Genomic DNA, 19,096 nt, shown 5'->3' with positions numbered 1-19,096 from the left:
GGGCGACGGACGCGTGGGCCGTCGCACGGGGCGGGCGGTGACCTCGGGATGAGGGCTGTGCGCGCCGTCGACGCTACGCCCGGACTCGGCGCGGAAGCAGGGCTTCTCCCCGTTCCACCGTTCCCGTCGGACCGCTCAGGTCCCCTGCCGCACGAACATACGGCATGCCGCGGGCGGGCCCCGCTTCTCCCGTACAGGACCCGGCGCAGGGCCCGACACAGGGCCCGGATCCGGCGCCGTGAGCCGTCACGGGTGACCGTCCGCGCGATCGTCGCCGCCGTCCCAGCGCGCCCGCTTCATGTCGAGGCGCTGCATATGCCCCTCGGCGGCGCGGCCGGCCCCGCGCAGCGGGGTGCCCTCCTCACGGTAGTGGCCCAGCGCGTCCAGCTCATGGCCCGGGAGCAGCACGCCGTCCGCGCGGACGACACGCCACCACGGGACCGCCCCTCCGTAGCGGGCCATCACGCTGCCCACCTGGCGCGGGCCGCCCTCCTCCAGCCACTCGGCCACGTCCCCGTACGTCATGACACGCCCCGGCGGGATGCGCTCGGCCACGTCAAGCACCCGCTCCGCGTACTCCGGCAGGACGTCCACCGCACGGCTCTGCTCGCTCATTCGCCCCATACTGCCCGACCCCACCGACAATGGAACGGTCAGCGGCCGAACACGGCCCTCGCCCCGGCGCAGCGCTTCGGGCAGACTGTGCGCCCCCGCATTTGCACCCTGATGCCCCCGTGTGTCGGGTCGACATGCCACCATCGTGCGGGCGGTGATTGGTGATTCGAGATCAAGAAGAGGCGATGAAGCAGCAGGGCGTGCACCCCGATGGCGCGGAGGGCACCTCTGGGGCTTCGTCGCGCCCGGACACCACCGCGAACCCGGCCCGGAACACCGCTGAGGGCAAGGCCCACCGGGCGGCGCGCACCGAACGGCGTACCGCACCCGACGAGGACTGCGACCGACCCCACGACGACGGGCCGCGCAACGACGAGGTGGAGGGCGACGAGCCGCTGCTCCCCGCGCGCGTGCACCGGCCCTCCGATCTGATGCGCCTCCTGGTGGGCGTCCTCGGGATCGTCGTCGTGCTCGCCGTCGCGGCCTTCGCGCACGGCACCACCTCCGGGCTCGAACAGGACATCAACAAGGGCACGGGTCAGGCGCCCGATCTGCTGATCAAGCTCGCGGGGCTCGCGTCGAGCATCGCGATCCTCCTGGTCCCGGTCGCCTTCGCGATCGAACGGATGATCAAGCGGGACGGGCTGCGCATCGCCGACGGCGTCCTCGCGGCGGTCCTCGCGCACGGCGTGACCCTCGCCACGGACCTGTGGGTCGCGCGGGCCGCCCCGCGCTCCATCCAGGAGGCGCTCACCCAGCCCTCCCCCTCCGACATCCACGCCCTGACCGACCCGGTGCACGGATACCTCGCGCCCGTCATCGCCTACATGACGGCCGTGGGCATGTCCCGCAGACCCCGCTGGCGAGCCGTGCTGTGGGTGGTGCTGCTGCTCGACGCCTTCTCGATGCTGGTCACCGGCTACACCACACCGTTCTCGATCATCCTCACGGTGCTGATCGGCTGGAGCGTCGCGGCGGGCACGCTGTACGCGGTCGGCTCGCCGAACGTACGGCCCACCGGCCGGACCCTGATGGCGGGCCTGCGCACCGTGGGCTTCCGCCCGGTGAGCGCGGCCCGCAAGGAAGCCCACGACACGCCGGACAACGGCGACCGCGGGCGCCGCTACTTCGTCACCCTGGAGGACGGCCCACCCCTCGACGTCACGGTCGTGGACCGGGAGCAGCAGGCCCAGGGCTTCTTCTACCGGCTGTGGCAACGGCTGACCCTGCGCGGCATCACCACCCCCCGCCGCAGCCTCCAGTCGCTGCGCCAGGCGCTGGAGCAGGAGGCACTCCTCGCCTACGCGGCCATCGCGGCGGGCGCCAACGCGCCCAAGCTGATCGCGACCTCCGAGCTGGGTCCGGACGCCGTGATGCTCGTCTACGAGCACACGGGCGGCCGGACGCTCGACCAGCTCGCCGACGACGAGATCACCGACGAGCTGCTGCACGACACCTGGCAGCAGGTACGGGCGCTGCAGTCACGGCGTATCGCGCACCGTCGGCTCGCCGGTGACGCCCTCGTGGTGGACTCCTCCGGTGCCGTCGTCCTGACGGATCTGCGGGGCGGTGAGATCGCCGCCGGTGACCTGGTGCTGCGGATGGACATCGCGCAGTTGCTGACCACCCTCGGGCTGCGGGTCGGTGCCGAGCGGGCGGTGGCCTCCGCGGTCGGCGTCTTCGGCCCGGACGCGATCGCCGGATGCCTGCCCCTGCTCCAGCCGATCGCGCTGACACGCGCCACGCGCGCGACGCTCAGGAGGCTCGCGCGGGAGCGGGCGCACCGGGAGCGGGAAGCGGTCCTGGAGGCCTCCCGGCAGGCCAAGCAGGCCAGGCTGGAGGAGGCCCCCGAGAGCGGCGGCGGGGTCACCCTCGACAAGGCGGACAAGAAGCCGGACAAGCCCGACAAGAAGGCCCTGCGTGCCGAGCAGCGGGCCGAGAAGCGGGCGATCGACGAGGCCCTCGAAGGCGCGCGCGAGGAGGATCTGCTCACCCAGATCCGCCACCAGGTGCTCCGGATCCGGCCGCAGGCGCCGGTCCAGCCGGCCCGCCTGGAGCGGGTGCGGCCCCGCACGCTGATCAGCTTCATCGCCGGTGCCATCGGCGCGTACTTCCTGCTGACGCAGCTCACCCATATCGAGTTCGGCACGCTCTTCGCCCATGCCCAGTGGGGCTGGGTGGCGGCGGCCGTGTTCTTCGCCGCGCTCAGCTATGTCGCGGCGGCGATGCAGCTCGTGGGGTTCGTCCCCGAGCGGGTGTCGTTCCCGCGGACCGTGGCCGCGCAGGTCGCCGGGTCGTTCGTGAAGATCGTGGCGCCCGCGGCGGTCGGCGGTGTCGCCCTGAACACGCGCTTCCTCCAGCGCGCGGGCGTGCGACCGGGGCTCGCGGTGGCGAGTGTCGGCGCGTCGCAGTTGGCCGGGCTCGGCTTCCACATCCTGATGCTGCTGTCGTTCGGCTATCTCACGGGCACCGAGAAGACGCCGTCCCTGTCGCCGTCCCGTACGGTCATCGCCGGGCTGCTCACGGTCGCGGTGCTGGTCCTGGTGGTCACCTCCGTGCCGTTCCTGCGCAAGTTCGTCGTCACGCGCGTGCGGTCGCTGTTCGCCGGTGTCGTGCCGCGCATGCTCGACGTCCTGCAACGGCCGCAGAAGCTGATCACCGGCATCGGCGGCATCCTGCTGCTGACCGCGTGCTTCGTGATGTGCCTGGACGCCTCGATCCGGGCGTTCGGGTACGAGGAGCACGTCACGCTGAGCCTGGCCAGCGTCGCGGTCGTCTTCCTCGCGGGCAACGCGCTGGGTTCGGCGGCGCCGACCCCGGGTGGCGTGGGCGCGGTCGAGGCCACCTTGACCGTCGGCCTCATCGCCGTCGGACTGCCGAAGGAGGTCGCGGCGCCCGCGGTGCTCATGTACCGGCTTCTGACGCTGTGGCTGCCGGTGCTGCCGGGGTGGCTGTTCTTCAACCATCTGACGCGCAAGGGCGCGCTGTAGGAGGCGTCGACCGACAGGAGGCGTCGACCAAGCAGCGGTCTCACGCGAACGGGCGTGTGCGCGCCGGGGAATCGGATCTCACCCGCACGGCTCGCGCCCCGAGCGCCCCACGTGGTGCGGCTCCACGATGAGACCATGCCGAAGCCTTCGCGGACCCGCGCCGCCGCCCTGACCGCCGCCGCCCTGCTGCCCGCCCTCGTCGCCGGCTGCGCCCGTGGCCCCGTACCGGAGGGGCAGGTGGGTCCCGTACAGCCGGGCCCTGTCCAAGGGGGCCTGTCGGGGCAGAAGTTGGCCTGGGAGAACTGCCCGCCGCCGTCCGAGGCGGAGGGCGGCGGCAGCGCGCCCGCGCCGCTGCCGGACGGCACCCGATGGCAGTGCGCGACCATGAAGGCGCCCCTGAACTGGAACGACCCCAGCAACGGCACCATCGACATCGCGCTGATCCGGGCGAAGGCCGGCGGCGCCCCGAGTCAGCGGATCGGCTCGCTCGTCTTCAACTTCGGTGGGCCCGGCGGCTCCGGCGTCTCCTCGCTGCCCGCCTTCGCACCGGACTACGCGACCCTGCGCACCCGGTACGACCTGGTGAGCTTCGACCCGCGCGGGGTCGGGCGCAGCGCGGGCGTGAAGTGCAAGACCGACCAACAGCTCGACAAGTTCTTCCAGCAGGACGCGACGCCCACGACACCGGCCGAGCAGCGCACGTTCCTGAACAACATCAAGCAGTTCAACAGCGGCTGCGAGCAGCACTCCGGAAGGCTGCTGCCGTATCTGCGGACGACCGACACGGCGCGCGACATGGACCTGATGCGCCAACTGCTCGGCGACCGCAAGCTGTACTACTTCGGCATCTCGTACGGCACCGAACTGGGCGGCGTCTACGCGCACTTGTTCCCCACGCATGTCGGGCGGGCCGTGTTCGACGCGGTGGTCGATCCGACGCAGACACCGGATCAGCTCTCGCTCGGCCAGGCCAGGGGCTTCCAATTGGCGTTCGACAACTACGCGCGGGACTGCGTCGCGCGGAGCGCGGGATGCCCGGTCGGCAGGACCGTGCAGGACGTCCAGAACCGGATCACCGCCCTGCTGAAGGAACTCGACCGCAAGCCCCTTCCCGGCGCGCCCTCCCGCCAGTTGACCCGGACCGCCGCGACCAACGGCATCGTGCAGGCGCTGTACTCCAAGAACTTCTGGCCGTACCTGACCGAGGGTCTCGAGCTGGCGTACATGGGTGACGGCAGGTTGCTGATGCTGCTGTCGGACACGCTGAACGGGCGCAACGAGGACGGCCGTTACAGCAACCTCACCGCCGCGAACGTCGCGATCAACTGCGCGGACGAGAAGCCGCGGTACACCACCGCCGAGGTGCGGGCGAAGCTGCCGGGGTTCCGGGCCGTCTCCCCGCTGTTCGGCGACCTCCTGGCCTGGTCCCTGCTGAGCTGCGCCAACTGGCCGGTGCAGGGCGCCGCTTACCACCCGGACGTGAGCGCGCCCGGCGCCCCGCCGATCCTCGTCGTCGGCAACACCGGTGACCCCGCGACCCCGTACGAGGGTGCGCGCAGGATGGCGATCGCGCTGGGCAAGGGTGTCGGCGTCCAACTGACGTACAAGGGCCAGGGACATGGCGCGTACAACAGCAAGAACGTATGCGTCCAGAACACGGTGAACCGCTATCTGCTGGACGGCAAGGTCCCGCCGAACGGCACGGTCTGCTCCTAGTGCCGTCTCAGGCACTGGTCGCGAAAGAAGCCCACAGCCGCTGAACTGGTCAGCGGCTGTGGGCTTCTTCGGGTTCGACGGGGGTGTCGTCGGTCGTGTCGGTCGTGTCGGTCAGTAGACCGGCTTGTGCGGTTCGATCTGGTTCACCCAGCCGATCACGCCGCCGCCCACGTGGACCGCGTCCGCGAAGCCCGCGGACTTCAGGACCGCGAGGACTTCCGCACTGCGGACACCCGTCTTGCAATGCAAGACGATCTTCTTGTCCTGCGGAAGGCTGCCCAGGGCCGTGCCCATGAGGAACTCGTTCTTCGGGATCAGCCGGGCGCCCGGGATGGAGACGATCTCGTACTCGTTCGGCTCGCGGACGTCGATGATCTCGATGTTCTCGCCGTCGTCCATCCACTCCTTGAGCTGCTTGGGAGTGATCGTGGAGTCGGCGGCGGCTGCCTGCGCCTCCTCGGAGACGACGCCGCAGAAGGCCTCGTAGTCGATGAGTTCGGTGACGGTCGGGTTCTCGCCGCACACCGCGCAGTTCGGGTCCTTGCGGACCTTGACCTGGCGGTACTGCATCTCCAGGGCGTCGTAGATCATCAGTCGGCCGACCAGCGGCTCGCCCGTGCCGGTGAGGACCTTGATCGCCTCGGTGACCTGGATGGACCCGATGGACGCGCACAGCACGCCCAGCACACCGCCCTCGGCGCAGGACGGGACCATGCCCGGCGGCGGGGGCTCGGGGTACAGGCAGCGGTAGCAGGGGCCGTGCTCGGACCAGAAGACGGAGGCCTGGCCGTCGAAGCGGTAGATCGAACCCCACACGTACGGCTTGTTGAGCAGCACGCACGCGTCGTTGACCAGGTAGCGGGTCGCGAAGTTGTCCGTGCCGTCGACGATCAGGTCGTACTGGCTGAAGATGTCCATCACGTTGTCGGCCTCGAGCCGCTCCTCGTGAAGGATCACGTCCACATACGGGTTGATGCCCTTGACGCTGTCCCGCGCGGACTCGGCCTTGGAGCGGCCGATGTCGGACTGGCTGTGGATGATCTGCCGTTGCAGGTTCGACTCGTCGACCTCGTCGAACTCCACGATGCCGAGGGTGCCCACACCGGCCGCGGCCAGGTACATGAGCGCGGGCGAGCCCAGACCGCCGGCGCCCACACACAGCACCTTGGCGTTCTTCAGCCGCTTCTGCCCGTCCATCCCGACATCCGGGATGATCAGGTGGCGGGAGTACCTGCGGACCTCGTCTACGGTGAGCTCGGCGGCGGGCTCGACCAGGGGTGGCAGCGACACGGGGACTCCGTTGGTCGATCGATCACGACAGTGGTTCTCCCGTCAACACTGCCACGCCCTTCTTCATTCCGAGACACCCCTTCCGATCCGCGAGACGATCTCGTCCCAGTAGCCGGGCATGGCCTTCCAGGGATCGGCGTGACCGCCGCGCGCCGTACGGTCCGTGAACCAGATCGTCGCGGCGCCCTGCCAGCGGGCGATGCGCAACGCCTCGTCGAGATGGCCGCGGGGCACGCCGTGCACGAGATGGCAGAACCGCTCGGGCGGATGGTCGGCGGTCCACTCCGCCACCTGTGACCAGCGGTAGTCGCTCCAGGGGCCGCGGAAGGTGACCAGTTGGTCGGCGATCTCCGCGTATCCGGGATACGGGTGCGTGCCGTGGCCGAGGACGACATGCCCCGGGTCGAGCAGGGAGCGCAGCCTGGTGATCGCGCGGCGGACCTCGGGGAGCGCGGCGCGCTCCGCGGGGCAGCGGTCCAGCAGGAAGCCGTCGACCCGGTACCAGTCGAGATACCGGTGCGCCTCGGAGAACAGCTCGGCGAGACCGCGCGCGCCTTGGGCGAGGTCGAGATGCCCGAGCACGCGCGCGCCCGTGGTGTGCAGCCGTCCCGCCGCGTCCTCGCAGTGCGGGTCGGGCCGGGTGCCGGGGCCCTCGTTCACGTTGAGGACGACCCAGTGGAGCGGGACGCCCGGCCGGGTGAGCGCGTCCCACTCCTCGGGCGCGACGAGGGGATGCGCGTAGCCGGGGATGCCGAGCCCGGGGCCCAGGTCGGTGCGGGTGGCGCCCGTCGTCGTACGGATCAGATGCGGCATGCCGCCTCCATCCAGATGTCGGCGAGGGACTCTTCCAGGCTGATCCTCGGCCGCCAGCCGAGCCGGTCGCGTGCCGTGCGTACGTCGGCCTGCTGCCAGCTTCCGCAGCCGTCCGGGTAGGGGTACGCGACCGGGGGCGTCTGCTCCTGTTCGCCGCGGGGGTGGGCTTCGGCGCGGGGGTGGGCGAGGACGGGCCGTGCCGGGCCGGGGGGTCCGTCGACCTCGTTCAGGGCGCCTCCGTAGCCGGCGACGCGCGTGAGGACGGCGGCTGCGTCACGCAGGCGTACGGCGCGCCCCGAGCCGATGTTGATCACGCCTTGGGCGGCGGAGAGGGAGGCCGCGTGGACGGCACGCGCGACATCGCGCACGTCGACGAAGTCACGCTGGACGCCGAGGCCGCCGAGCTTGAGTTCGCTGTCACCGGCCTGCATGGCGCGGCGCATGGCCTCGGCGAGGCGGCCGAGCGGGGATCCGGCGGGCGTGCCGGGTCCGGCGGGCGAGAAGACGCGGAGCACGACCGCGTCGAGCCCCGAGCCGAGGACGAGTTCGGTGGCGGCGAGCTTGCTGACGCCGTACGGGCCTCCGGGGCGCGGGACCGCGTCCTCGGCCGTGGAGGAGCCGGGCTGGCTCGGGCCGTACTCGGCGCTGCAGCCGAGCTGCACCAGGCGGGCCCCGCACCCGCTGCGGCGCAGGGCCTCGCAGACCGTGGCGACGGCGACGGTGTTGTGCCGGGTGAGCTCGCGGGCGCCGCCGCGGATCGCCCCCGCGCAGTTGACGACGACCCCGGGGTGCACGGCGTCCAGGAAGCGGGTGAGCGCGCCGGGGCTGCCGGACGCGAGGTCGAACCGTACGTCGGCGTCGTCGCCGCGGCCGAGCGCGGTGAGCTGCACGGCGGGATCGGCGAGCAGGCGGTCGGCGACGAAGCGACCGAGATAGCCGTTGGCTCCGATCAGCAGGACCCTCATCGGGCGGCTCCCGGGGCGGACTCTCCGGTTCGGGAGGTGATCATCTGGCGTTCTCCTTCAAGGGTGGTGCCGAGGGACGAGAGGGGCCCGCGGTGTCGGTCCCGCGGGAGGCGCGTGCCCGGGGCGCGGACCGGGTCCCGGGCGACGGCTGCGGCTCATGGCGCGCCGATGGGGCGGCCCGAGCCGCGGGCTCAGGGTGATCCGGACGGCTGGGCGTGGGCCGAGGCCCGGGTGAGGGTTCGGGTCGCGTGGATCAGCAGGATCAGGGCGGTCAGCGCGCAGACGACGAGGGGGACGGCGTCCGCGCCCCAGGTGTCGGCGAGCACGTGGACCGGGGTGGCCAGGAACGAGCAGCCGGGGAGGCGCCCGGCGAAGACCGAACTCAGGGCCGTGCACTCGGCGGCGGCTGCGGTGGCGAGGGCGACCGCCGGAGCCTGCCCGAAGCCGTGTGAGGTGAGCAGCCGGGCGATCAGCAGGAGCGCGCCGAGGGCGCCCGCGCCTGCGTACGCTCCCGTGCCCCCGTACGCGCCGAGCACCAGCCCGCACAGCACGAGCAGCGCGCCCAGGGCGCACAGGAAGAGCGCGACCACGCCCAGCAGCAGCGGGGTGATCGAGGAGGCGAACTCCTCCAGGCCGCGGCTGGCGGCGAGTCGGCGGCGCGCGCGTACGGCGAGGAGGCGGGCGCACCAGGTGGCCGGGGCGAAGGCCAGGGCGAGAGCCAGGACGGGCACGGGGGCCGGGGGCCAGGCGCCGTCGGGGCCGCCTTCCAGCGCGGTGCGCAGCAGTCCGTCGCCGAGGAGGGCGTACGCGAGCAGCCACCATGTGGCCGCGCGGCCGGTGTTCGGCCCGGTGCCGGACGGGGCGCGCAACGGGCCTCGGCGCAGGGCCGCGCGCAGGCCCAGGGCGACGGCGAGAACGCCGAGCGCGACGACGGTGACGCGGACGCGGCCCTCGGTGAGCCGCTGCCCGACGAGGGTGGCCGCGCACAGCGCGCCGGGCAGCAGCGCGAGGAGGGCCCACGGCCCTCGCTCCTGGGCGACGTCCAACAGGTCGTACGACGGCGGGAGTTGATCACCTGAGCGTGGCACGCGCGCGTACATCTCCTCGGCGAGCGAGAACACGTCGCGGTGGCGGAAGCGCGCGGCGGCCCGGTCGGTCAGGCCGTGCGCCTCCAGTCCGGCCGCGATCTCCAGTGGGTCGACGGCCCGTTCGCACAGGTCGTGGTGGCGTCGCATCAGCGCCTTGACGGGGTCGACGCCGACGCGGCGGGCCGGGGACGGCTTGCGGGCCGTGTCGAGGTCGTCCGTGGACGCGAGGCGGTCCAGTTCTCCCAGGTCGCTCATCGCACGCCCTCCGCCGCCGGGACGGGCGCGTGGTGCGCCGCCGTGTCGGGCTCGGGGGTGCCGTGTCCGGGCAGGTCCTGTTCGGGCATGTCGTATCCGGGCAAGTCCTGTCTGGCCGTGTCGTGTTCGGGCGGCAACGCCCAGCGCGGTCTCCTGAGTGGACGGCGTCGCCCGGTCCAGCGGCCGGGCAGGTGCGCCTCCGTGGGCGCGCCGAAGGGGCGCGGTTCGCCCGCCCCGTCGACGAGCACGCGCCGTACCGGCTCGTGGGAGACGATCTCCAGGTACAGCTCGTGGAACGCCGCGATGTTCTGCTCGATGGTGAAGAGTTCGAGGGCTCGCGCGCGGGCGGCTGCGCCGAGGCGCTCACGGCGCGCGGGGTCGCGCAGCAGTGCCACGCACGCCTCCGCGAGCGCCCGCGGGTTGCGCGGCGGGACCGCGAGCCCCGTACCCCCTATGACCTCGACCACCGCGCCGACGTCCGTGGACACGGTGGCCCGCCCGCAGAGCATCGCCTCCACCAGGCTGATCGGGAAGCCCTCGATGACGCTCGACAGGACGACGACCGCCCCGGCCCCGTAGACCTCCGCCAGGTCGGGCGCCTGAGGACCGCCGATGTCCTCGAAGGACACCGGATTGTCACCGACGGCGTACGCGCCTTCGGCCTCGTCGGGGAAGAGATGCTCGGCCAGGGCCTTGCAGTGCCCGAGGTAGGCGGCGCCCTCGGGATCGGGGACGGCCCCCACGATCCGCAGCCGTGCCGTCGGCTCCGCCGCGCGGATGCGCGCGAAGGCGTGAAGCAGGGAGACCAGGTCCTTGGCGGGCTCGACGCGCCCGACCCAGACCAGCGTGGCCGGATCCGCGCCGTCGGGCGACTCGCCCACCGCCGTGAAGCGGGACGCGTCCATGCCGGGGTAGACCGTGCGCAGCTTGGCGCGGTCGGCGCCGCAGCGTTCCTGCCACCGGCGCGCGTGGGCGTTGCCGGGCGTGATGCACGTGGCGCGCCGGTACACCTCGGCGGCCAGCCTGCGATGGAAGGCGGCGAGCACCGCGCGTACCGCGGAGGGTGCCTCGCCCGGCGCCCCCAGGTAGTGGGCGCGCAACCGGACGCCGTACTCGGTGACGAGCAGCGGGACCCCGGCGAAGTGCCGCGCGAGCAGCCCGGTAAGGGCCGCGGCACCGCCCGTCGTGGCATGGCAGAGGTCGACCGCGCCGAGTCCGTCGTCCGCGTACCAGTCGAGCGAGAGGGGGCGCAGGGCACGTTCGACCTGCGCGGCCACTTCGAGCAGATCGGGCACGCGCGCCGTGCGCGCCGCGCGCAGGGCGCCCGGCGCGTGACAGGCGCTCTCCAGCGCGCGGACGGCGGTCTCGGACCGCAGCGCGCCGCTCAGTCCGCCTTCGTCGCGGGCGAGTTCGGCGAGGGCGTAGAGAGCGCTGCCGAAACGGTCCGCCTCGGGCTCGACGACTGCGGAGTCGAGGGCTACGGAGTCGACGGCTGCCGAGTCGACGACTTCGGACGCGCTCGGCGACGCGACCGGCTCCGAAGCCGAGCACAGCGCGCCGACCAGGTCCCCGTACGCCTCGGCGAACCGCCGTCGCGCGCGGCGTCCATGGACCACGCCGTCGTCCTCCGCGGCCCACAGCGGTGCCGTCCGTACCCGGCTGACCTGCGGCGGCAGCGGGACCCAGCCCTCGACCTCCTCCCGCTCGCCGCGGCTGAGCGCATAGACGTCGAACTCGTGCTGCGCGAGCCCGTGTACCAGGCGCTCGCACCAGAGCCTGGCCTCACCGCCCACATACGGATAGCCACCCTCCGTCAGCAGTCCGATACGCACGAACGCACCCCCGATCTCCCGTCCGAGGAGCCGCCGTTGCCCCGGCGGCTCGCAGCGGGACGAACGTATGCGGACACGACGGTGGCGCGACGGACGGTTGTCCATCGCGCCACCAAAAGGGGTGAACGGTCGTAACTTTCCCGTACGGACCGCGTTCTAGCGCGCTACGACATCAGGCAGCCACTGGCGGACGCGTCGGACGGCCGCCCTTGACGCGTTGGCGAGGCACCATCGACGCGCCGTCAACTCCTGGGATACGGCCAGGGGTTGGGCAGACAGTGGATGCCGTCGTGGTCGAGGAACTTGGTCTGCTGCTGCATGACCGGGGCCAACTGGCCGTCCTTCTGGCAGGTCACGTGGTTGTTGCCGAGTCGGTGACCGACCTCGTGGTTGATCAGCATCTGGCGGTACGGGTAGATCTTGTCGCCGTAGGTCGTCGAACCCTGCGCCCAGCGATAGGCGTTGATCATCACGCGCTCGGTGGACGCCGAGTCGCAGGAGACGTTGTCCTGCGTCGTGTCCAGGCCCGACTTGGCGCACCAGGCGGCGGTGGTGCCGGGACTGGCCAGGGTGACCACGAAGTCGGGCTTGCCGGAGGAGACGCGCTCGAAGACATGCGTCTCGTCGTGGGCCCAACTGCGGTTGTCGTTGAGGGTGCGCTGCACGGCCTGCGCGAAGAGTTCGCCGTCCAGGCCGAGCCCCTTCTCCACGTCCACGCGGTAGGTGTACTTCCCCTTGCCGGACACCTTGTCGGTGCCGGGGACCGTGTCGAAGGCGCCGGGCCCCTTCAGGGTGGCGCTGAGCGGGTACGTGCGGTGCATCGCCTGCTCGTACGTCAGCGGGGTCGCGCTCGGCGAGGCGGAGGGGGTCGTGCCGTCGTCGTCGGAGGAGGAGCCGTAGGAGTCGCCGCCCTGTTCGGTGGCGGACTGCGACGACCCGGCCGTGCCGCTGTGCTCGTCCGCGACCTGGCCCGCCACGACGACCGCGAGCGCCGTGGCGACGGCCGCCGCCGCGATCCCGGTGAACGTGCGCCCCTTGCCGCCCTCCTTGGGACGCCCGCCGCCCGCCTCGGCCGGTGGCGGACCGTCGGACGCGTTCCCGCCGCCGCTGCTGCCGGTGCGAGGGGTGCGGGGGCGCCGGGGCGCGAAGACGTCGTCGTCCTCGTCGAAGGCGTCGAGATACTCCTGGCGCGGGCCGCCCTGCGTCCGCTGGCCCGGGATGCCGGGTCCACGGCGTCCGGGCGGCGCGCTCTGCCGTACCCCCGCGGGCGCGGCACCCTGCCCGAACTCGCCCCAGCCGCCGCCCGGTTCACGCTGCTCGGGATGGCCGCCCCGGCTCTCGTGGACCGGTGCGCCCTGCGCCCCCCGGGCATGCGTCCCGACGTTGTCGTACCGGGCGTTGTCGTACCGGGCGTTGTCGTACTGCGGGAACCGCGGGATGCTTCGCGCGTGCGTCGCCTCGGTCGCGGACGCGCGCGTGTCCCCGGCCGACGGGTCCGTCCCCGGTATACCGGAGGCGGCGACCGTGTTCCCGCGCGTGCCGTTGTCCCGCCCCTTGCGGCTGTGTCGTCCCACGCCGCGCCTCAACTCCCCGCGCCGGCACGGTCGGACCCACCCGCGACCACGGCCCCCGGCCCGGCGGGCGGCCCCGCGGCGGCGAGGAGTTCACGGAACGCCGCCGCCACCTGCTCGGGATACTCCATCATCGCGACATGCCCCGCGTCCGGCAGGGTCAGCAGCCGGGAGTCGCGGAAGGAGCGCGCCGCGCGCCGGGCCATCCGGAACGACACCAGTTGGTCCCGGCCGCCGTACACGAGCAGCGTCGGCGCGAGCACCCGCTCCGCCTGACGCCACAGCCCGTGCTGCCCGCCGAGCGTGTACGCGTTCACGATCCCGCGCGCGGAACGCGCCATCGCGTCCCAGAAGTACGGCAGTCGCAGCCGCCGCTCCATCTCCTCGACCGCGTTGCGGAAGCCCTCGGGGGAGACCCGTCCGGGATCGCCGTAACACAGCGCCATGACCCCGCGCACGCGTTCCTCGGGCGTCCATTCCTTGGTACACCGGGTGAACAGGGAGGCCATGCCGGGCAGTGCGAGCAGCCCCGTCGGGATCGCGCCGCGCTGGATGAAGACCTCCGGGAGCGCGGGCGAGACGAGGGAGAGCGTACGGACGAGATCGGGCCGTACGGCCGCCACGCGCGTGGCGACGGCGCCGCCCAGCGAGTTGCCGAACAGGTGCACGGGGCCGCGCTCGGCCGCGTCGAGATAGCGGATGACCGCACGCGCGTGCCCGGTGACCGAGTAGTCGCCGTCGTCCGGGGGCGGCGAGTCGCCGAAGCCCGGCAGATCGACCGCCTCGCCGTCGACGAGCCCGTCGAGCAGCGGCATCAGCGCCGACCAGTTCTGGGAGGAGCCGCCGAGTCCGTGCACATAGAGCGCGGGCGGCAGGCCCTTGTTCCCCGACGACCCCGACCGCACCGCGAGCGTGGCCCCCGGCAGCCTCACCGACCTGAGCCGCTCGCCGCCCTCGGCCTCGACGGGCGACACCTTCGGGAGCGCGTTGACGGCCGGGACAGGCGGTAGCTCGGTCGAAGACATGCGGCAATGTTACGAGACGATCACGCGCCCATTCCTGTGTGAGCCATCACATACGACAAGCACACACGGCACGCACCGCACATAGCGTCCCGATCGGGTGTCTCCTAGGCTCGAAGCAGGGTACCCGCCTGTGGCCCCTGCCTCTTTCAGGAGCGCTCCAGAACCTGGGAAGGGAGCCCACCATGACCGTAGACCCCACGGATCCCGAGACGTTCGAGGAGGACGAGACCGAGACCGTCGAGCTCGACGTGGAGGCCTCGGAGCACGACGCGGCGGAGCAGCACGCGGAGCTGTCCCAGGAGCGGGAGGAACCCGTGACCGAGGAGGAGCGGCTGCGCGCCAACGAGGCGGACCTCGTGGAGCAGAAGCGCGTCATCCACCTCGACGAGGACGACTACCGGTGACGCCCCTGCGCGCCCCGCACCTTCCGAAAATCCCTGCGCGGCTTTCGCCGCTGGTCGGTCCGTGAAATTCTGCGCTCGCACCGCGCACACCACGGTTACCGAAAAGTACGATGGCCGGGCGGCGCACACCGCATATGGACGAATTTGGGAGGCGGCGTGACAGCCATCGAGCAGACAGAGGCGGCACGCCCGCGAGGCACGCGCCTGCCGCGCCGTGCCCGACGGAACCAGTTGCTGGGCGCCGCACAGGAAGTCTTCGTGGCGCAGGGCTACCACGCCGCCGCGATGGACGACATCGCCGAGCGCGCGGGCGTCAGCAAGCCGGTGCTCTACCAGCACTTCCCGGGCAAGCTCGACCTGTATCTGGCCCTGCTGGACCAGCACTGCGAGGCCCTGCTGCAGGCCGTACGGACCGCGCTCGCGTCGACGACCGACAACAAGCAGCGCGTACGGGCCACGATGGACGCGTACTTCGTGTACGTGGAGGACGACGGCGGCGCCTTCCGACTGGTGTTCGAGTCCGACCTGACGAACGAGCCCGCCGTGCGCGAGCGCGTCGACAAGGTCACGCACGAGTGCGCCGAGGCCATCTGCGACGTCATCGCCGAGGACACCGGTCTCTCGCGGGCCGAGTCGATGCTGCTGGCCTCCGGGCTCGGCGGCCTCGCCCAGGTCGTGGCGCGCTCCTGGCTGCACAGCGACCGCAGTGTCCCGCGCGACCAGGCGGTGCAGTTGCTGACCTCGCTGGCCTGGCGGGGCATCGCGGGCTTCCCGCTGCACGGTAGCGAACAGCAGAGCTGACGCACCCCCGCCGACCCCGCGCGGGGCGCGGCCGGGCATTGTTCCCGTCCGCTGTTCGCTCCTGGCGTGCGGGGACCGAGCGTACGTATCCCCTCACCGGGCTAATGTGTGCTGGTACGGCGCGGACGGCCGCGCACATCACTGACCGTCGGAGGGAAAGCCGTGGAGGTCAAGATCGGCGTGCAGCACGCGCCCCGCGAGATCGTGCTGGAGAGCGGTCAGAGCGCCGAAGAGGTCGAGCAGGTCGTGGCCGAGGCGCTGGCCGGCAAGGCGCAGCTCCTGAGCCTCGTGGACGAGCACGGCCGCAAGCTTCTGGTACCGGCCGACCGTCTCGCCTATGTGGAGATCGGCGAGCCGGCTCCGCGCAAGGTGGGCTTCGGAACGCTGTAAGCACGGATCCGGCAGTCCGGATCACACGCGAGGGGCCCGGTGGCAGATGCCACCGGGCCCCTCGCGTGGTCACCGGCCCCTCGCGTCGTCCCCCGGGGGATTGTGGTCCGCGCGCCACGGGTAGGACCGGGCTACGACCGCTTTGCCCTGGCAGCAGCCGTGCGGGAGGGGAATTGCCATGCTCGTGGAAGCGCTCGGCTCCGCCGTCCTCGGACTCGTCCTGGCCTGGGCGGCGGCGCACCGCCTGCCCCATCGGCTTCCGGCCCGCGCGATGGTGCTGTCGACCGGCGCCGCGGGGGCTCTGTTCGGCGCGTTGGTCACCCGCAGCGCGCTGGGCTCGACCGGACATCTGGTGACCCTCGTCGGGGCGCTGACCGTCTGCGCGGCCTCGCTGTCCTTGCTGCTGCGGCCCGCGGAAAGACTCCGCCGCCGGTCGGCGACGGCCTGAGGCCGAGCGCCGGGCCCGGCGGCAACGCCGGGCCGGACGGCCGAGGGGACGACCCCGGTGATCAGGCGGCCAGGCCCAGCGCCGCCATCCGCTTCGTGTGCGCCTCGGTGATCCGGGAGAACATCCGGCCGACCTCGGCGAGGTCGAAGCCGTCGGCGACACCGCCGACGAGCATGGTCGACAGGGCGTCCCGCTCGGCCACCACACGCTGCGACTGCGACAGGGCCTCGCCCATCAGCCGCCGCGCCCACAGCGCGAGCCGTCCGCCCACGCGCGGGTCGGCGTCGATCGCGGCGCGCACCTTCTCGACGGCGAAGCTGGCATGCCCCGTGTCGTCGAGGACGGCGAGCACGAGCCCGCGCGTATCGCTGTCGAGCCGGACGGCGACCTCGCGGTAGAAGTCGCTGGCGATCGAGTCGCCCACGTACGCCTTGACGAGCCCCTCCAGCCAGTCCGCGGGCGCGGTCTGCCGGTGGAAGCTGTCGTACGCCGCGACGAACGGCTCCATCGCCTCCGTCGGCCCCGTACCGATCTCGGTGAGCCGGTCCCTGAGCCGCTCGAAGTGGTGGAACTCGGCGGACGCCATCTTCGCCAGCTCCGCCTTGTCCGTGAGCGTCGGTGCGAGCTTCGCGTCCTCCGCGAGCCGCTCGAACGCCGCGAGTTCCCCGTAGGCGAGGGCGCCGAGCAGGTCCACGACGGCAGCGCGGTACTGGGGATCGACGGAGGCCTTCGCCCAGTCCTGGGCGGCGATTCCGGTGGCTTCGGCGGGTGCGTCGGGGGCGTGGTCAGGCGTCGTCATGAAGCGCACAATAGCCCGCGCGCCGTGTCATCGAGGCTCACGGTCGATCAGTGTGACGACGACTACGTGACGGAATCGCCCGACGCGCGTGCGCGATTCCGGGGTATGGTGGTAATGCGCCTGCCGAGGTCTCGACGGGCCGCACGTATGAGGATGCCCGGTCGGTGGCCCGATCGGCTCCGACCCGACAGCCCTCCTCGTCAGTACGGCCCTGGGGCCTACGACAGCCGGAGGGACCCTCAGCGGTACGAGCGCTGGAGCGTCGGCGTGGTCCCGTGCCACAGGCCGCCCCTGGCAGGCCGACGTGATTCCGGCACGGTCACGACCCCCGCGCTCGCCTCGCACCGCGTTCACAGAAGAGGCAGCACCCTGACTACCACCTTCCGAGAACTCGGGATCCTTCCCGAGACGGCCGAGGCTCTGGAAGCCGTCGGCATCACGCATCCCTTTCCCATCCAGGAGATGACGCTCCCCGTAGCCCTCTCCGGCACCGACGTCATCGGCCAAGCCAAGACCGGCACCGGCAAGACGCTGGGCTTCGGTCTTCCGCTCCTCGAGCGCGTCACGGTCCCCGCCGACGTCGAGGCGGGCCGCGCGAAGCCGGAGGCGCTCACCGACGCCCCGCAGGCGCTCGTCGTCGTCCCCACGCGCGAGCTGTGCACGCAGGTCACCAACGACCTCCTGACCGCGGGCAAGGTGCGCAACGTCCGCGTCACCGCGATCTACGGCGGCCGGGCGTACGAACCCCAGGTGGAGGCCCTCAAGAACGGCGTCGATGTCGTCATCGGCACCCCGGGCCGTCTGCTGGACCTCGCCGGCCAGGGCAAGCTCGACCTGAAGCACGTGAAGTGCCTGGTGCTCGACGAGGCCGACGAGATGCTCGACCTGGGCTTCCTGCCCGACGTCGAGAAGATCATCAACATGCTTCCGGCCGGCCGCCAGACCATGCTGTTCTCGGCGACCATGCCGGGCGCGGTCATCGGCCTGGCCCGCCGCTACATGTCGCGGCCCACGCACATCCGCGCCACCGCGCCGGACGACGAGGGCGCGACCGTCGCGAACATCGCGCAGTTCGTCTACCGCGCGCACTCCATGGACAAGCCGGAGATGGTCGCGCGCATACTGCAGGCCGACGGCCGCGGTCTCGCGATGATCTTCTGCCGTACGAAGCGGACGGCGGCCGACATCGCCGAGCAACTCCAGCGGCGCGGCTTCGCCTCGGGCGCGGTCCACGGCGACCTGGGCCAGGGCGCCCGCGAACAGGCGCTGCGCGCCTTCCGCAACGGCAAGGTGGACGTGCTCGTCTGCACGGACGTGGCCGCGCGCGGCATCGACGTCGAAGGCGTCACGCACGTCATCAACTACCAGTCCCCCGAGGACGAGAAGACGTATCTGCACCGCATCGGCCGTACCGGCCGCGCGGGCGCGTCGGGTACGGCGATCACGCTCGTCGACTGGGACGACATCCCGCGCTGGCAGCTCATCAACAAGGCGCTGGAGCTGGACTTCAACGACCCGCCGGAGACGTACTCCTCGTCGCCGCATCTCTTCACCGACCTCGGCATCCCCGAGGGCACCAAGGGCGTGCTGCCGCGCTCGGAGCGCACGCGCGCCGGGCTCGCGGCGGAGAAGCTGGAGGACCTGGGCGAGACGGGCGGCCGCAAGCCGCGCGGACGCCATTCCTCCGCCCCGTCCACCGAGCAGGAGCGCCCGGCGCGCACGCCGCGCCGTCGGCGTCGTACGCGGGGCGGCGCGGCGGTGGACGCCCCCGCCCCGGACGCCACCGCCACGGCCGCCGTGGAGACGGCCGAGGCCGTGGAGCCGCGTACGCCGCGTCGGCGCCGCCGTACGCGCGGCGGGATGTCGGCGGAGCCGGTCGCCGTCGCCACGGTGACGGAGACCGAACAGCCCGAGGCCGCCGAGGTCGCCGTCGACACGGCGGAGGCCGCCGAGCCGGTGGAGAAGCCGCGCCGTCGTCGGACGCGCAAGGCCGTAGAGGCGGAGGCTCCCGCCGCCGTCGAGACCCCCGAGGTCGCGGCGGAGGTCGCGGAGGTCGCGGAGACCAAGCCCCGTCGTCGTACGCGCAAGGCCGCG

General features: G+C 72.4%; 16 protein-coding genes. 7 read left to right on the top strand and 9 right to left on the bottom strand.

Features of this window, described 5'->3' with window-relative positions; genetic code table 11:
• Positions 1 to 246: 246 nt before the first annotated feature.
• Positions 247 to 615: an MGMT family protein gene (locus tag NGF19_RS04150; RefSeq protein WP_252422249.1), complete on the bottom strand. Its 369-nt coding sequence runs from the start codon at positions 613 to 615 to the stop codon at positions 247 to 249.
• A gap of 185 nt (positions 616 to 800) precedes the next feature.
• Here NGF19_RS04150 and NGF19_RS04145 point away from each other — a divergent pair, with 185 nt between their 5' ends.
• A complete protein-coding gene (locus tag NGF19_RS04145; protein ID WP_252422248.1) occupies positions 801 to 3,605 on the top strand; it encodes a lysylphosphatidylglycerol synthase transmembrane domain-containing protein in 2,805 nt (934 codons plus the stop codon).
• Between the two features lie 135 nt (positions 3,606 to 3,740).
• Positions 3,741 to 5,321, top strand: a complete 1,581-nt coding sequence (locus tag NGF19_RS04140; protein WP_252422247.1) for an alpha/beta hydrolase — start codon at positions 3,741 to 3,743, stop codon at positions 5,319 to 5,321.
• 111 nt (positions 5,322 to 5,432) lie between these two features.
• Here the strand turns inward: NGF19_RS04140 and moeZ are convergent, their stop codons facing one another.
• From moeZ to NGF19_RS04105, 7 genes are all read right to left on the bottom strand, one after another.
• On the bottom strand, positions 5,433 to 6,611 hold the full coding sequence (gene moeZ / locus NGF19_RS04135; protein WP_252422246.1) for an adenylyltransferase/sulfurtransferase MoeZ: 1,179 nt from the start codon (positions 6,609 to 6,611) through the stop codon (positions 5,433 to 5,435).
• A gap of 63 nt (positions 6,612 to 6,674) precedes the next feature.
• Complete coding sequence (locus tag NGF19_RS04130; protein WP_252422245.1) at positions 6,675 to 7,424, bottom strand: spherulation-specific family 4 protein; 750 nt, start codon at positions 7,422 to 7,424, stop codon at positions 6,675 to 6,677.
• Positions 7,412 to 8,389, bottom strand: a complete 978-nt coding sequence (locus tag NGF19_RS04125) for an NAD-dependent epimerase/dehydratase family protein (RefSeq protein WP_252422244.1) — start codon at positions 8,387 to 8,389, stop codon at positions 7,412 to 7,414. Before NGF19_RS04125 ends, NGF19_RS04130 begins: the two co-directional genes overlap by 13 nt.
• A gap of 191 nt (positions 8,390 to 8,580) precedes the next feature.
• Positions 8,581 to 9,732 (bottom strand): hypothetical protein, encoded by a 1,152-nt coding sequence (locus NGF19_RS04120; RefSeq protein ID WP_252422242.1) that lies wholly within the window; start codon positions 9,730 to 9,732, stop codon positions 8,581 to 8,583.
• Positions 9,729 to 11,564: a DUF3492 domain-containing protein gene (locus NGF19_RS04115; protein ID WP_252422241.1), complete on the bottom strand. Its 1,836-nt coding sequence runs from the start codon at positions 11,562 to 11,564 to the stop codon at positions 9,729 to 9,731. Before NGF19_RS04115 ends, NGF19_RS04120 begins: the two co-directional genes overlap by 4 nt.
• Positions 11,565 to 11,806: 242 nt before the next feature.
• Positions 11,807 to 13,138: a DUF3152 domain-containing protein gene (locus NGF19_RS04110; RefSeq protein WP_252422240.1), complete on the bottom strand. Its 1,332-nt coding sequence runs from the start codon at positions 13,136 to 13,138 to the stop codon at positions 11,807 to 11,809.
• 8 nt (positions 13,139 to 13,146) lie between these two features.
• Entirely contained in the window at positions 13,147 to 14,160 is a 1,014-nt protein-coding gene (locus tag NGF19_RS04105; protein WP_252422239.1) for an alpha/beta fold hydrolase, read from the bottom strand.
• A gap of 182 nt (positions 14,161 to 14,342) precedes the next feature.
• Between NGF19_RS04105 and NGF19_RS04100 the strand changes: the two genes are divergently transcribed.
• The 4 genes from NGF19_RS04100 to NGF19_RS04085 all read left to right on the top strand — a co-directional run bounded on the left by NGF19_RS04100 (position 14,343) and on the right by NGF19_RS04085 (position 16,203).
• Positions 14,343 to 14,564 (top strand): Rv3202a family protein, encoded by a 222-nt coding sequence (locus NGF19_RS04100; protein ID WP_252422238.1) that lies wholly within the window; start codon positions 14,343 to 14,345, stop codon positions 14,562 to 14,564.
• Positions 14,565 to 14,720: 156 nt separating this feature from the next.
• Positions 14,721 to 15,365 carry a TetR/AcrR family transcriptional regulator gene (locus tag NGF19_RS04095; RefSeq protein ID WP_252422237.1) on the top strand — a complete coding sequence of 215 codons (645 nt, stop codon included), beginning with the start codon at positions 14,721 to 14,723 and terminating at the stop codon, positions 15,363 to 15,365.
• A gap of 162 nt (positions 15,366 to 15,527) precedes the next feature.
• A complete protein-coding gene (locus tag NGF19_RS04090; protein ID WP_252422236.1) occupies positions 15,528 to 15,755 on the top strand; it encodes a DUF3107 domain-containing protein in 228 nt (75 codons plus the stop codon).
• Positions 15,756 to 15,933: 178 nt separating this feature from the next.
• Positions 15,934 to 16,203 (top strand): hypothetical protein, encoded by a 270-nt coding sequence (locus NGF19_RS04085; RefSeq protein ID WP_252422235.1) that lies wholly within the window; start codon positions 15,934 to 15,936, stop codon positions 16,201 to 16,203.
• Between the two features lie 61 nt (positions 16,204 to 16,264).
• On the opposite strand, the gene NGF19_RS04080 is transcribed toward NGF19_RS04085, so the two are convergent.
• A complete protein-coding gene (locus NGF19_RS04080) occupies positions 16,265 to 17,002 on the bottom strand; it encodes a ferritin-like fold-containing protein (RefSeq protein ID WP_252422234.1) in 738 nt (245 codons plus the stop codon).
• A 462-nt stretch (positions 17,003 to 17,464) separates the two neighbouring features.
• Between NGF19_RS04080 and NGF19_RS04075 the strand changes: the two genes are divergently transcribed.
• On the top strand, positions 17,465 to 19,096 hold a 1,632-nt coding region (locus tag NGF19_RS04075), incomplete at its 3' end, for a DEAD/DEAH box helicase (protein WP_252422231.1).

It is taken from the genome of Streptomyces macrolidinus, assembly GCF_023887685.1.
GTDB classification, from domain to species: Bacteria; Actinomycetota; Actinomycetes; order Streptomycetales; family Streptomycetaceae; genus Streptomyces; species Streptomyces macrolidinus.
This window is presented reverse-complemented; position numbering and strand designations above follow the sequence as displayed.

Bases quoted from the DNA above. Each gene is read 5' to 3' on its own strand.
- NGF19_RS04080 (WP_252422234.1), bottom strand. From the start codon at position 17,002: ATGACGACGCCTGACCACGCCCCCGACGCACCCGCCGAAGCCACCGGA.
- NGF19_RS04130 (WP_252422245.1), bottom strand. From the start codon at position 7,424: ATGCCGCATCTGATCCGTACGACGACGGGCGCCACCCGCACCGACCTG.
- NGF19_RS04145 (WP_252422248.1), top strand. From the start codon at position 801: ATGAAGCAGCAGGGCGTGCACCCCGATGGCGCGGAGGGCACCTCTGGG.
- NGF19_RS04140 (WP_252422247.1), top strand. From the start codon at position 3,741: ATGCCGAAGCCTTCGCGGACCCGCGCCGCCGCCCTGACCGCCGCCGCC.
- NGF19_RS04085 (WP_252422235.1), top strand. From the start codon at position 15,934: ATGCTCGTGGAAGCGCTCGGCTCCGCCGTCCTCGGACTCGTCCTGGCC.
- NGF19_RS04125 (WP_252422244.1), bottom strand. From the start codon at position 8,389: ATGAGGGTCCTGCTGATCGGAGCCAACGGCTATCTCGGTCGCTTCGTC.
- NGF19_RS04100 (WP_252422238.1), top strand. From the start codon at position 14,343: ATGACCGTAGACCCCACGGATCCCGAGACGTTCGAGGAGGACGAGACC.
- NGF19_RS04105 (WP_252422239.1), bottom strand. From the start codon at position 14,160: ATGTCTTCGACCGAGCTACCGCCTGTCCCGGCCGTCAACGCGCTCCCG.
- NGF19_RS04150 (WP_252422249.1), bottom strand. From the start codon at position 615: ATGAGCGAGCAGAGCCGTGCGGTGGACGTCCTGCCGGAGTACGCGGAG.
- NGF19_RS04120 (WP_252422242.1), bottom strand. From the start codon at position 9,732: ATGAGCGACCTGGGAGAACTGGACCGCCTCGCGTCCACGGACGACCTC.